Origin of the sequence: Chryseobacterium piperi, from assembly GCF_002285635.2 — a bacterium.
Classification (GTDB): Bacteria; Bacteroidota; Bacteroidia; order Flavobacteriales; family Weeksellaceae; genus Chryseobacterium; species Chryseobacterium piperi.
In genome coordinates, this window is the sequence record NZ_CP023049.2 from 587,802 (window position 1) to 600,654 (window position 12,853).

Sequence of the window (12,853 nt, forward strand, 5' to 3'; positions counted from 1 at the left end):
ATAGTTGTTTGAATCAAATTTATTTATAGATTTGTATAACTAATTTATTAGTGATATAAGATTTGATATAATCTGATATCTTACAATGAAAAATGAAACGGATATGAAAATTCAGACTTTAACAAAAGCAGAAGAGCAGGTGATGCAATACCTTTGGAAAATAGAAAAAGGATTTCTTAAAGATATTCTCGATTTATTTCCTGAGCCCAAACCTCATACCAATACGGTTTCTACTATTTTAAAAGTTTTGAAAGACAAAGAATTTGTTGACTATCGTGTTTATGGAAGACAGCACGAATATTTTCCATTGATTACAAAAGAACAGTACTCGGGAAAAACGATGAAAAGTCTTGTAAAGAATTATTTTAAAGGTTCTTATAAAAGTGCCGTTTCTTTTCTTGTAGAGAAAAATGAAATGACGGTAGAAGATCTGGAAATGTTATTAAACGAACTCAAAAAGAAAGACTGATATGGAAACGCTGCTTCTATACTTTGGAAAAGTTATTTTATGTTCTGGTGTAATGTTTTTGTATTATCAGTTGTCATTAAAAGACAAGACATTCCATCACTATAATAGATTCTATTTGTTATCTGCCGTAGTATTGTCATTACTATTGCCTTTAATAAAGATTGAAGATTTTACAATAGAAGTGAATAATGAGGTTTATGTACTGATCAATAAGTTACAGAATTTTAATTCAAATAAACATATAAGCAATGACCACATTTATTTTAGAATTATTTTTTCAGCTTTGGGACTGGTTTCTCTCTATTATTTAGTAAGGTTCATTTACGGAATCTTTAGAATAGAACAAATTAAAAAACAGTTTCAAAAAGAAAGTTTTGATGGGATTAATTTTTACCATACAAACCTGACTGAAGCTCCATTTTCATATTTTAAAAACTTGTTCTGGAAGAATACCATCATATTGGATTCAGATTTAGGAAGACAGATTTTAAAGCATGAAATGGTGCATATTGAACAGAAACACTCATTTGATAAAATTTTTATCGAGGTTATTACCTCTGTGTTATGGTTCAATCCGTTCTTTCATTTGATTAAAAAAGAGCTCAATTTAATTCATGAATACCTGGCCGATAAAAAGGCTGTAAAACAATCGGACACCAAAGCATTTGCGCAGATGCTTTTAGCAAGTCACTTTTCCGGAACCCAGTTGCCTGCTACCAGTCCATTTCTAAGTTCAAATTTAAAAAAACGATTAAAAATGTTACAAAAACCTAAAACCAAATTCGGATATGCACGAAGAATTTTAGCATTACCGGTTTTATTTACAGTGGCTTTTGCCTATATGGTAAATGCAAAGAATAAAGAAATCAAAGAAACCAATATAGCTATTGAAGAAGCGGTGGCTCAGATTAAAACAGCTGCTCCCATTCAGAAAGATACTTTAAAACCGAACAAGGTATATGGAATGGATGACTCTCAACAGCGGGTTTTAAGAAAGAAAGAAACCGAGAAATTAAAAGATCTTGGAAAGAAAATAGAAGAGAAAAGCCTGGCTTTAAAAGGGTTAAAGCCTGATAGTAAAGAGTTTAAGAAGAATGTAGATGAGCTAAATACACTTTCTGCAGAGATGGGAAAAGTGACAAGTTCTGAAAGCTTTAGAAAGGCTTATGCAATTAATGACAATGAGATAAAAAGAATCAATGATTTTTTTAAATCTGATGAATGGAAAAATAAAGTAAATGATCTCAAGAATATGAATGTTGAAATTCCTGAGATTCCTGAAATTAACTTTGACTATCCAGATACCCCATTGCCACCCATGAAGGTATTAAAGCTTAGTGAAATCAAAGATATGAAATGGGCACCTGAAAATGCAGCCAAAGCTTCGATGAGTGCTAAAGATGCTGCAGATCTTGCTTCAAAGAGAGCTAAGCTGGATAAAAAGAGAGCCAGACTTAATGAGAAGAGGGCTAAACTTGAAGGCGAGAGAGCTAAGCTGGAAGCAGAGCGAAGAGCTTTAGAAGGGAATAACAGAAAAGTTTATATGTATAGCTCTACATTCAGTGACTCCAATAATCCGGGTACGGTGAGTGTAAATTCTAATGCTAAGGATACCAATACTTTTGTTATTCCGAGAGTGAGTGGTTCTGGCAATAACTACGCAGATATGAAATTATATATTAACGGAGTGGAAGTAACGAGAAAAGAATTTGATGCAGTGGATCCAAAGAATATCAAAAGTGTGAATGTAAACAAGCGTACAACAGACGGCAATCCTTCCGGGGAAATAAGAATACAGACCAAGTAAGTACAAAAAGTTCCAATTGGCTTTGTCAGGGTATTATTGACAAAGCCTTTTTATTTTAGATATTTATGAAAAATAAAATTCTATTCTTTTTATTGTTGAGTCTGTGGGCAGGAGCACAAACCAACCGGTTTTTCTACGAATATAAATTTATCCCCGATTCCAATAATAAAACGGATGTAAAAAAAGAAATGATGTTGCTGGATATTGATAAGAATGGTTCAAGCTATTACAGCAGGGATAAATTTGTGTCGGATTCCATCACAAAGGCAGACCTGGAAAAACAGATGAAATCGAGTCCCGGTAATATCAATGTAAATAAAAGGGAAAAGGCAGGACAGGTATCGTATAAAGTTACCAAGCAATATCCTGATTTCACAACCTATCTCTTCAGGACTGTTTCTATGGATCAGTATAAAATCAAGGAAGATAAAAAACAGGAATGGAAGATTCTTCCGGATAAAGAAAAGATTGGAGAGTATAATAGCCAGAAAGCGACTACCAGCTTTGGAGGCAGAGAATGGATAGCCTGGTTTACTACAGATATTCCATTTCAGGATGGACCTTATAAGTTTTATGGACTTCCGGGACTGATTGTAAAAATTGAAGATACAACAGGATCGCATTCCATGGTTCTTATCGGAAATAAAACAATTGCTGCTGCAACAGCAGGAAAAGAACTTCAGGTTCCTGAAAATATCAGAATGATAGGAATGGGAGGTAAAGAAATAGAAGTCACTAAAGATCAGTTCAGGAAAGTATGGAAAGCCTATGTAAATGACCCTTCAAAGAATATGAGAGAGCTGATGATGAGAAGTGGAGGCGATAATAAAGTGGTTTTCAAAGTAAAAACAAGTGATGGCAAGGAAATTTCAGATCCTAACCAGGTTTTCAGAGAAATGGAAAAACGGACTAAAGAAACTTTAAGCAAAAATAATAATCCGATTGAACCGGATTTAGAGCATTAATTAATTCTTTTTTATTAATATCAGGGCAGGGTGGAGACATCCTGCTTATTTATTTGATACACCTTTAAATAATCGGAGTATTATGAAATAAAAAGCGTCTGAATTAGGTTTCAGACGCTTTTGTATGTGTTATTTATTCTTTAGAAATTAAGCTAATTTCTGAGAATCTGAAATAAACTGAGCCAAACCACTGTCTGTTAATGGGTGCTTTAATAAGCTCAAGATCGGAGGAAGTGGTGAAGTGATTACATCAGCTCCGATTTTCGCGCAGTCAATGATATGCATTGAATGACGGATAGATGCTGCTAAAATCTCAGTGTCGTACATATAATTATCAAAAATTAAACGAATTTCCTGAATAAGATTTAATCCATCCGTAGAAATGTCATCTAATCTTCCAAGGAAAGGAGAAACGTACGTTGCACCTGCCTTCGCTGCCAAAAGCGCTTGTCCCGGAGAGAAAATTAAAGTACAGTTAGTTTTGATTCCCTTATCTGAAAAATATTTTAATGCTTTGATACCATCTTTAATCATTGGGATCTTTACCACAATGTTTGGGTGGATTGCAGCTAATTCTTCACCTTCTTTGATCATTTCGTCATAAGTAGTCGAAAGTACTTCTGCAGAAATGTCACCGTCCACAATTTCGCAAATTGCTTTATAGTGGTTCTTGATCGCTTCAGCTCCCTGAATTCCTTCTTTAGCCATTAATGATGGATTGGTTGTTACACCATCTAAAATTCCAAGGTCTTTGGCTTCTTTAATTTGCTCTAGATTAGCAGTGTCAATAAAAAACTTCATTTTGTTAAGTTAAATAGATTTATTAGTACAAAGATAACGATTACTTTGTGAGTGGAAAAGTTACTTATTATTTTGTTGATGTTGGAGAGGGAGAAGTTAGAAGTGGGAAGTTGGGTGCTTGAAGTTAGAGGTTAGAGGTTAGAGGTTAGAGGTTGAAACCTGAAATTTGTAATTACCCATTACTCATTACTTTTCCTGATTATTAAAATAGAAAACAATTTTTTAAATTTGTTATCCATGAAAAATAATAAGTTTACAGCCCGGCTTGAAATTATCGGCATCAATCCTTTTATTTTTATTCCCGGTGAAGTTTTACAAGAAATTTTTGAAACTTCCGGGAAAGATAAAAGCCCGATTCCGGTTAAAGGAACTGTAAACGGTTTGAAATACCAACAGAATCTAATGAAATATGTAGGGGAATGGAGACTGTATGTTAATCTTACCATGCTTAAAAACTCACCTAAGAGAATCGGAGAACTTCTGGAGGTTTCAATAGAATATGATAATTCTGACAGGAGTATTCCTATCCATCCAAAGCTGGATCAGGCAATTCGTGAAAACCCTGTTACGTTACATAATTTTGAAAATCTTATTCCTTCAAGAAGATTGGAACTTGTCAGGTATATCAATAATCTGAAAACGGAAGAAAGCATCCAGCGGAATATTGACAAAATTATACGACACCTAAAAGGAGAAACAGACTTTTTTGGAAAAAGAATTAATTAAAAATACTTACTTAATATCAATAAAAAATCCGGAGAGTTTCCGGATTTTATTTTTATTTATGAATTTAACGCTTTGCTAAGCTTTATAGCATCTTGATTGGTAGGGTCATACTGTAAAGATTTGGCAATGTGTTGCTTTGCTTTGCCAGGATCACTTTGCTGTTCTTTAAATGCAATGTAGAAATAGGCGTAGGCCAGATTTTTCTTATTTTGATCCACTTCTTCTGGTTTTACCGTAGCAACATATTTTTCATAAGCAATTTTTGCATTAGCATCATCTTTAGCAGACTGATATGCATATCCTTGGCTATAATAAGATGGAGCCCAATCTGGTAATAAAACAGATACTTTTTTCCATGTATCTATAGCGTTCGTCCAATCTGAAGCTTCCTGATAAGCAGTAGCCAGTTTTACTAATGCTTCCGTATCCTTTGGATTAGCTTCAATTTGTTTTTTAAGGGCATCAACAGGGTTACCCGTTTGGGTTGCAGCTGTTGTATTAGCTGTACTATTGGTATTATCAACTTGAGTAGTTTGTGCATTAACAATACTCGCGCTTCCTATAAATATTAAACCTAAAAATAGATTTTTAATATTAATTTTAACCATTTTCATAATCTTTATTTTTAAAATTCTTAAATTCTAAAATCCAATAATAGTTCCATAAAAGTGAAAATTTTAGAAGCTTTAAGTCTTTTTAGAAAATATTAACGGATCAATGTTTTTTTTTAGCTTAATTTTTGATTCGTTGCGGTTTGAGTTTATCTTTGTAATTCAATTTTTTTAAATAATCAAATATAATTTCCTTATATGAACATCATATTAGCCTCAACATCTACCATTTTCGGTGGAGAATATCTGGAATACTTAAGAGAAGAATTAATACAATTATATAAAGGAATTGATGAGATCATTTTTGTTCCCTTTGCTAGACCAGGCGGAATTTCCCATGAAGAGTATACGGCAAAAGCTTGTTCTTTTTTTGAAACTATAGGTATCCAAGTAAAAGGATTGCATGAATTTGCTGATAAAACTGAAGCGCTTAACCAGGCAAAAGGATACTTTACAGGAGGTGGAAATACTTTTTTACTGGTAAAAACTTTGCATGAAGAAGATTTGATGACTGTTTTGAAACATAATGTAGAAAGTGGAAAACCCTATCTGGGATGCAGCGCAGGCAGTAATATTGGTGGGCAAAATATGAAAACGACGAATGATATGCCTATCGTATATCCTCCAAGTTTCGATTGTATGGGATTGGTTCCATTCAATCTGAATCCTCATTACCTGGATCCCAATCCGGAATTAAAACATAACGGTGAAACCAGAGAAACCAGAATAAAGGAATTTCTAACCCAGAATGATCTGAAAGTTGTAGGGCTTCGCGAAGGAAACTGGATCAGAAGAGTCGGCGATAAAATCAGCGTTGAAGGATGTGAACTTACCCGTATTTTCGAAAAAGGAAAAGAGCCGTATGAAATAGAAAGCGGAAGTTCATTAGTTTAAATCAACCAATCAATACAATAAACCACAATAATGAAAAAAATACTTGCTGTTCTCACTTTATCTACTCAGATTTGTTTTGCTCAAAATATTACACAGAAATTAGATAATGTTACCCGGGATCTGATGAACTCCTCAGGAGGTATTGCATCAAGCTTATCATTTTATGTAGCAGATGAAAATGGAAACCTGATTTATGAATATCAGGGAAATAAAGGTCTTTCTACTGCTTCTACACAAAAGATATTTACTGCTGGTGCTGCCTTGGAAACATTGGGGAAGGATTATACTTTTAAAACAATATCGAGTTACTCAGGGACTATTTCGGGAAGTACTTTAAACGGAAACCTGTTTATCAGTTCCAACGGAGATCCTACTTTAGGAAGCTGGCGGTATGAGGCTTATAAACCGGAAAGTTTTAAGAAGAAGTTGATAGAAGGAATTAAAACCAAGGGAATCTCAAAAATATCCGGAGATTTAGTTATCGATGATTCTTATTTCGATCACCAGACTATTCCTGGAGGATGGCCATGGGATGATTTAGGAAATTATTACGGAGCCGGAGTATGGGGTGTAAACTGGAGAGAAAATCAATTCGATATCAATATTGTTAACGGAACTGATTTTAAGAGTTTTTCTTATCCGTTGGAAGGAGTGAAATGGTTGAATGATTTAAAATCAGGAGGAAGCTCAGACCAGAGCCTTATTTTTACCGCACCTCATTCTAATGTTGCCTTAATTAACGGAACACTTCCCGGTGGCAAAACAGTGACGGTTTCAGGGGCTACTCCCAATCCACCATTACAGTTGGGAACAGAGGTGAAGCAATGGCTGAAAGAGTCCGGAATTGATTTTTCCGGGAAAGTCATCACGAATTCACAACTTCAAATTGAAGGAAAGCAGCCTTTGGAAACTCCAAAGAAAAATATTATTCTTACCTATCAATCTCCGACTTTAGATAAGATTATCTATTGGTTTTTGAGAAAAAGTATTAATTTGTACGGGGAAGCATTGGTTAAGACATTAGGAAAAGAGAAAAAAGGAAACTCCAGCTTTAAAAGCGGAGTTGCTTATCTTAAGGAATTCTGGAAATCAAATGGAATCAACCCTAATATGATTAATTTTGCTGACGGAAGTGGTCTTTCGCCTCAAAATTATGTATCGGCGAAAGCAGAAGTACAGGCTTTATTGTATGCTAAGAAGCAGCCTTGGTTTGACTCTTATTATGATGGTTTTCCTACTCAGGAAAATGGAATGAAAATGAAAAGCGGTACTATGAGAGATACCAAGTCTTTTGCAGGATATCAAACCTCAAAAGATGGAAAAAAATATGTATTCTCTATTATTATCAACAATTATCAGGGAAGCGGAAGTGCAGAATTACAAAAAATTCTGAGTGTTTTAAAATAAATTCTGAATGAAAAATCGTCCGTTCTTAGCGAGAATTAATAATTGGTTTGTATTTACATTGCTGACGGTAATCGTTATAGCCCTGATTGTTTCATCTAATATTCTCATTAAAAATTTAAGAGAAAAAGAAGCTGAAAGAATCAAAGTTTTCGCTACTGCCATAAAGATTTTACAAGACAATAAACAGAAAAGTTCGGAAACCCAGGAATTATTGTTTGCGATTTTAACGGAGAATGATCAGATACCTTCTATTTTAACTGATCAGAATAAAGAACCTTTTATATTTGAAGGAAGTTCCAGGAATATCTCGCAGGAAATTCTTAAAAGCCCTCAGGAGCTTAAAAAACTGATCCGTAGAATGGCGAGTAATTATGAGCCTTTTGAAATTGAGGTAGCGAATGGGGATAAGCAATATGTATTCTACGATAACTCATCTCTACTGAATAATCTACGATATTATCCCTATTTTTTAGGGCTATTTATCCTTTCGTATCTTTTATTTTCATTTTGGTTTTTAAGAACAATAAAAAAGACAGATGAAGGATACGTCTGGGCTGGACTTGCCAAAGAAACGGCTCACCAGATCGGAACGCCTCTTTCTTCCATGATCGGATGGATGGAAATTATGAAACTGGAGAATCCGGATTCTGAGGGAGTTCATGAGATTGAAAAGGATATTGAAAGACTGCGTACCATTTCAGAGCGTTTTTCAAAAATCGGATCTGTCCCTGAGCTGAATGATATGAATTTCAATGAAACGATCCAGGAAAATTATGAGTATTTAAAATCCAGAATTTCAAGGAAAATTGATTTTAGCCTACAGCTTCCTACATATACCATTCTCGTTCCTCATAATAGAATCCTGATGAATTGGGTAATTGAAAATTTAGTGAAAAATGCAGTAGATGCCATGAAGGGAGAAGGGATATTGCAAATGTCTGTTTTTGAAAGAAATAAAAACATCCTGATAGAAGTAAAAGATACGGGAAGCGGAATGACGAAAAGGCAAGCAAGAAATGCTTTCAAACCCGGTTATTCTACAAAAAAGAGAGGTTGGGGGCTAGGTTTGTCCTTAGCGAGAAGAGTAGTACAGGAGTACCATAATGGTGATATAAAAATTTCACAGACAGAATTGGGAAAAGGAACCACTTTTAGAATTACCATTAAGAAGTAATAAAGTTTATTCTCATTTATTTGTCTTAATTCAAAACGTAATTCTTGTCATTTAGATTGGAGCGTAGCGGAATAAAGAATCTAAAGACAAAAGGAGAGATTTCTCTTCATTGCATTGCGTTCGAAATGACAGCTTAAAAAATAATTAACAACGTTTATCACAAGAAATAAGATAGCCAGTATATGGAATATAAAAAAAGCGAGGACATTTCCTCGCTTTTTTTATATAGATTTTTAATCCTATTTCTTACCGGTTAACCACTGATCCTGTAGTTTTTGTTCTGCAGGCGTTGGATTAGCTTTGTATTGAAGCGTTTCCATTGTTAACTTATCTAAAATAGCTTTTCCTTTAAGTTCTATTTTATCAGTCTTATCACCGTTCTTTCTTAAAACGGTTACCGTAACATTTTGACCTTCTTTAATCGTTTTAGTATAGTTGATGAAAGCCTGTACATTTTTAATATCTATATTTTTCCCGTCTAAGGCAAGAACCTCGTCAGTAATTTTGAAACCTATGCTTTTTGCAAAAGGAGATAAAGCCGAACTTTCGTCAAAAATAAACGTATTGTTTTTTTCATTGAATCCAGTTTGATTCGGATCTTTAATAAACCAGAAAAGTGGTGGTGTTTCCTGTTTCTTTATTTCAACACCTACCTGATTCAGATATTCTGCATATGGGGTTGGTTGGTTACCTGCAATATATTTATTATAGAAATCCTTGATTTGAGGGTATCCTGTAACTGTTACCAGTTCATCAATCAGCTTGTCATCTTTAAAAGGTTTGTTTTCACCAAATCTCTGAGATAATTTTCTGATCATATCACGATAGCCCATTTCTCCGTTAGACAGCTTTCTCAGTTCAATATCCATACACATGGCCAATAATGCTCCTTTTTCATATACGTTTCGGTATTGGTCTTTATAAGGCTCTACAAGGACATTTTTACTCATTACCGTAAACGGCATGGTATCATCATAGCTTTTTGAATTGTTTATTTTCTCATTCATCCTCTTAAGGAACTCATCTTTATTGATCAGCCCTTCCTGTATCTGGAACAAGTTGGCAAAATATTCAGTCCCTCCTTCATACATCCAAAGATGTTGTGACATTTTAGGATCTGCATAATTGAAATAATGTATTTCTTCAGAATGCGTTTTTAAAGGATTTACCGTATGGAAAAACTCATGAGAAACAACATCGGTGATCGTTTGATCGATCGCATCTTTAGGCATGGCTTCAGGTAATACAACACTTGTAGACTCGTGGTGTTCCAATGCTCCGAAACCTTTGATCTGAGGACCGTCAGACCCGGAAAGATAAAGCATGATTGCATACTTTTTATTGGTATTCATATCCCCCAGGAATTTCTTCTGAGCGAGAACCATTTTCTCCAGGTTATCCTTAAAATCAGCCGCTTTGTATTTGCCTGTCGGTGAATAAACTCCTAATACCAAGTCCATACCTCCTGCATTGAAGGTAATATAATCCGGTTTTGTATACATAAGCGGAGAATCTGTAACCTTAGCATAGTTAGCTAACGTATAGGTATCCGTAGCGTCTGATTTATCTTGATCTACCAGGGCAGTAGTACCGTAAAAATCAGTTGGTTTTTGAATAACCAGTTGATACGGGACGTCCTGCATATCATCGATATATCCTATAAATCCATGGGTATTGATTAAATATACTTTTCCGGCCTCAATATCAGTTCCGGATGGAGAGAAAACTGCCTTATGTTTTTCAGTATTCATTTCATCATCAAAACTATCATTCACCAGATAGGTTACTTTTGATAAAAACTGAGCATTTTTAAGTGAATAGGAATTGTCATTCAGTTTAGTATAAGCAAGCTCTCTTCCTTTATTGTCGAAAAATTTAATTCCCTCTATAAATCTTCCATAATCATCCACCGAATAGGTTCCGGGAACTGTTTTTGGAAAATGGAACTTGACATTGCCGGATTTCATTTTAGGAAATTCCATTGTTACGGCTACTTTATCGTCTTTTACATTGACCAGATCAATATTGGTTTTAATAGACTGGGCATTGGCCAGAACATTGGCTAAAATACCTAAGCTTAGTGCTATTTTTTTCATTGATTAGAATTTATAGTTAAGTAGTTGTTCTAAAAATGATTTTGTTACAAATACGAGTCCAATGCAGTATTAAACTTTTCTTAAAATTGTAGAAAGGCTGAAGGGTAGAACTGCTGAAAGGTAAAATCGCAAAACCGTAAAACTGTTAATTTTATTGTCCTTTTAACGATTTTACGGTTCAACGATTTAGCGATTCTGCCCTTTAGCCTTTCAGCTACTGCACCTTCTTATAATTAACGTAATAATTCTTATTAAACTCAACAGGAGTTCCTTTTTTCAATTTTACGGTTTGCCATTCTTCAGTAGGATTGATGGTTTGTTCTCCATCGATTCTGATCGGAAGTTTGAGATTTTTAACCACATTGGTATAACGGAACTTTAATGCTTCTCCTTTTTGTGAATACTCCAGGGTAGGAATTTTGGTTGTTCTTAAATACTGATTAAATACACCCGAAAAATCAAAGCCGGATTTGGAGTTGATGTAGTTTTCGACTTGTTGGGTCGTTACGGTCTGATGGTAAAATTCTTTATTTAAACCTCTTAAAATCTGTCTGAATTTTTCATCGTTGTTGATAACCTGGCGTATCGTATGGATCATGCTGGCTCCTTTAGGATACATATCTCCACTGCCTTCATTTCTTACGCCGTATTTACCAATAATCGGAACATCGTTGCTTATTATATTTCGAATTCCCATGGCATAGAGGTCCGCAGACTTTTTATCCAGATACTTCTCCGTGAAAAGGACTTCGGAATAATTGGTGAAACTTTCATGGATCCACATATCAGCCTGATCTTTTGCCGTAATATTATTGGCAAACCATTCATGACCGCTTTCATGGATAATAATAAAATCCCACTTGAGACCAACTCCGGTTCCTGATAAATCTCTTCCCAGGTATCCATTCATGTATTGGTTACCATAGGCAACATTACTCTGATGCTCCATTCCTAAATAAGGTGAATCTACCAGTTTGTAAGAATCTTCATAAAAAGGGTACGGTCCAAACCAATATTCAAATGCGGAGAGCATAGGTTTTACTTGTTGAAATTGTTTTTTTGCTTTTTCCAAATTGTAGTCTAATACCCAATAATCGAGATCAAGCTTTCCTTTTTCTCCATTGAAGGTATCTTTAAAATTGACATATTTTCCAATGTTTGGAATAATAGAGTAGGCATTAATTGGATTTTTGACTTCCCAGGTATATACGGTTTTGTCTCCATCTGCTTTTTTATCAATTAATCTACCGTTTCCAACCCCTACAAGATCTTTAGGGGTGATAATCTTCATGATAATACCGTTGTCAGGTTCGTCGCTCCAGATATCTTTGGTAGGAAGCCATATAGAAGCACCAATACCTTCATCCGCAACACTCATCCATGGATTTCCATTATCATCCTTGGCGAAGACCCAGCCGCCATCCCATGGTGCTTTTTTGGCAATTACAGGATTACCGGAATAAGTAACATCGATGGTATATTTTTCACCTTTTTTGAAACTTTTACGAGTGGTAATGAAAATGAAATCACCATCCTGTTTGAACTCGGCAATAGGAAAATTACCTTCCACTTTATCAGCTTTCATTGGTTTTTGAAGATCTATCTGAAATGTAGGATCAGTAACATCTTTGATAATTTCAAAACTGATCTTATTCGTTCCTTTAATGCTTTTCTGATCAAAATCAGGTTCCACTGAAAGTTCATACTTTTTCACATCCCAGAAGTTCCGGAATTTTGTATTAGAACCTTTTAGCGTGTCTTGTTTGGTAAATGTTTCAGGCTTCTCGAAGAATTGTCCAAACATGAGTCCCGAAGCAAATAAAATTGAATATGATAGTTTTTTCATTGGATATCTAATTATTAATCTATCAAAAATAGAAATTTTAATTAACAGAGAAGTTGT

The 12,853-nt window shown here is 34.7% G+C and carries 11 protein-coding genes; 7 read left to right on the top strand and 4 right to left on the bottom strand.

Annotated features, from left to right (window positions below; all coding sequences use genetic code 11):
• The first annotated feature begins 103 nt into the window (after positions 1-103).
• The 3 genes from CJF12_RS02600 to CJF12_RS02610 all read left to right on the top strand — a co-directional run bounded on the left by CJF12_RS02600 (position 104) and on the right by CJF12_RS02610 (position 3,241).
• Positions 104-469: a BlaI/MecI/CopY family transcriptional regulator gene (locus CJF12_RS02600; protein ID WP_034682024.1), complete on the top strand. Its 366-nt coding sequence runs from the start codon at positions 104-106 to the stop codon at positions 467-469.
• Position 470: 1 nt separating this feature from the next.
• On the top strand, positions 471-2,276 hold the full coding sequence (locus CJF12_RS02605; protein ID WP_034681926.1) for a M56 family metallopeptidase: 1,806 nt from the start codon (positions 471-473) through the stop codon (positions 2,274-2,276).
• A gap of 65 nt (positions 2,277-2,341) precedes the next feature.
• Positions 2,342-3,241, top strand: a complete 900-nt coding sequence (locus tag CJF12_RS02610) for a GLPGLI family protein (protein ID WP_034681923.1) — start codon at positions 2,342-2,344, stop codon at positions 3,239-3,241.
• 147 nt (positions 3,242-3,388) lie between these two features.
• Here CJF12_RS02610 and fsa read toward each other — a convergent pair whose 3' ends face one another.
• Positions 3,389-4,042: a fructose-6-phosphate aldolase gene (gene fsa, locus CJF12_RS02615; RefSeq protein WP_034681921.1), complete on the bottom strand. Its 654-nt coding sequence runs from the start codon at positions 4,040-4,042 to the stop codon at positions 3,389-3,391.
• A gap of 237 nt (positions 4,043-4,279) precedes the next feature.
• Here fsa and CJF12_RS02620 point away from each other — a divergent pair, with 237 nt between their 5' ends.
• Positions 4,280-4,768: a YdeI/OmpD-associated family protein gene (locus CJF12_RS02620; RefSeq protein ID WP_034681918.1), complete on the top strand. Its 489-nt coding sequence runs from the start codon at positions 4,280-4,282 to the stop codon at positions 4,766-4,768.
• A 56-nt stretch (positions 4,769-4,824) separates the two neighbouring features.
• On the opposite strand, the gene CJF12_RS02625 is transcribed toward CJF12_RS02620, so the two are convergent.
• On the bottom strand, positions 4,825-5,382 hold the full coding sequence (locus tag CJF12_RS02625; protein ID WP_034681915.1) for a tetratricopeptide repeat protein: 558 nt from the start codon (positions 5,380-5,382) through the stop codon (positions 4,825-4,827).
• 195 nt (positions 5,383-5,577) lie between these two features.
• On the opposite strand from CJF12_RS02625, the gene pepE reads away from it, so the two are divergent.
• The 3 genes from pepE to CJF12_RS02640 are packed head-to-tail and all read left to right on the top strand — an operon-like array spanning position 5,578 to position 8,854.
• Positions 5,578-6,273 (top strand): dipeptidase PepE, encoded by a 696-nt coding sequence (gene pepE / locus CJF12_RS02630; protein ID WP_034681909.1) that lies wholly within the window; start codon positions 5,578-5,580, stop codon positions 6,271-6,273.
• A 30-nt stretch (positions 6,274-6,303) separates the two neighbouring features.
• Positions 6,304-7,680 (top strand): D-alanyl-D-alanine carboxypeptidase/D-alanyl-D-alanine endopeptidase, encoded by a 1,377-nt coding sequence (dacB, locus tag CJF12_RS02635; RefSeq protein ID WP_034681906.1) that lies wholly within the window; start codon positions 6,304-6,306, stop codon positions 7,678-7,680.
• Positions 7,681-7,687: 7 nt separating this feature from the next.
• The gene (locus CJF12_RS02640) at positions 7,688-8,854 is read left to right on the top strand and encodes a sensor histidine kinase (RefSeq protein ID WP_034681904.1); all 1,167 of its coding nucleotides are present in this window, start codon (positions 7,688-7,690) and stop codon (positions 8,852-8,854) included.
• A 239-nt stretch (positions 8,855-9,093) separates the two neighbouring features.
• Here CJF12_RS02640 and CJF12_RS02645 read toward each other — a convergent pair whose 3' ends face one another.
• On the bottom strand, positions 9,094-10,950 hold the full coding sequence (locus CJF12_RS02645; RefSeq protein ID WP_034681902.1) for a M61 family metallopeptidase: 1,857 nt from the start codon (positions 10,948-10,950) through the stop codon (positions 9,094-9,096).
• 214 nt (positions 10,951-11,164) lie between these two features.
• The gene (locus CJF12_RS02650) at positions 11,165-12,796 is read right to left on the bottom strand and encodes a M1 family metallopeptidase (protein WP_034681899.1); all 1,632 of its coding nucleotides are present in this window, start codon (positions 12,794-12,796) and stop codon (positions 11,165-11,167) included.
• Between the last annotated feature and the right edge of the window lie 57 nt (positions 12,797-12,853).

What these genes read in the sequence shown, in the direction of transcription:
- CJF12_RS02610 (WP_034681923.1), top strand. Translation starts at nt 2,342, where the DNA reads ATGAAAAATAAAATTCTATTCTTTTTATTGTTGAGTCTGTGGGCAGGA.
- dacB (WP_034681906.1), top strand. Translation starts at nt 6,304, where the DNA reads ATGAAAAAAATACTTGCTGTTCTCACTTTATCTACTCAGATTTGTTTT.
- pepE (WP_034681909.1), top strand. Translation starts at nt 5,578, where the DNA reads ATGAACATCATATTAGCCTCAACATCTACCATTTTCGGTGGAGAATAT.
- CJF12_RS02605 (WP_034681926.1), top strand. Translation starts at nt 471, where the DNA reads ATGGAAACGCTGCTTCTATACTTTGGAAAAGTTATTTTATGTTCTGGT.
- CJF12_RS02625 (WP_034681915.1), bottom strand. Translation starts at nt 5,382, where the DNA reads ATGAAAATGGTTAAAATTAATATTAAAAATCTATTTTTAGGTTTAATA.
- CJF12_RS02620 (WP_034681918.1), top strand. Translation starts at nt 4,280, where the DNA reads ATGAAAAATAATAAGTTTACAGCCCGGCTTGAAATTATCGGCATCAAT.
- CJF12_RS02645 (WP_034681902.1), bottom strand. Translation starts at nt 10,950, where the DNA reads ATGAAAAAAATAGCACTAAGCTTAGGTATTTTAGCCAATGTTCTGGCC.
- CJF12_RS02650 (WP_034681899.1), bottom strand. Translation starts at nt 12,796, where the DNA reads ATGAAAAAACTATCATATTCAATTTTATTTGCTTCGGGACTCATGTTT.
- CJF12_RS02640 (WP_034681904.1), top strand. Translation starts at nt 7,688, where the DNA reads ATGAAAAATCGTCCGTTCTTAGCGAGAATTAATAATTGGTTTGTATTT.
- fsa (WP_034681921.1), bottom strand. Translation starts at nt 4,042, where the DNA reads ATGAAGTTTTTTATTGACACTGCTAATCTAGAGCAAATTAAAGAAGCC.
- CJF12_RS02600 (WP_034682024.1), top strand. Translation starts at nt 104, where the DNA reads ATGAAAATTCAGACTTTAACAAAAGCAGAAGAGCAGGTGATGCAATAC.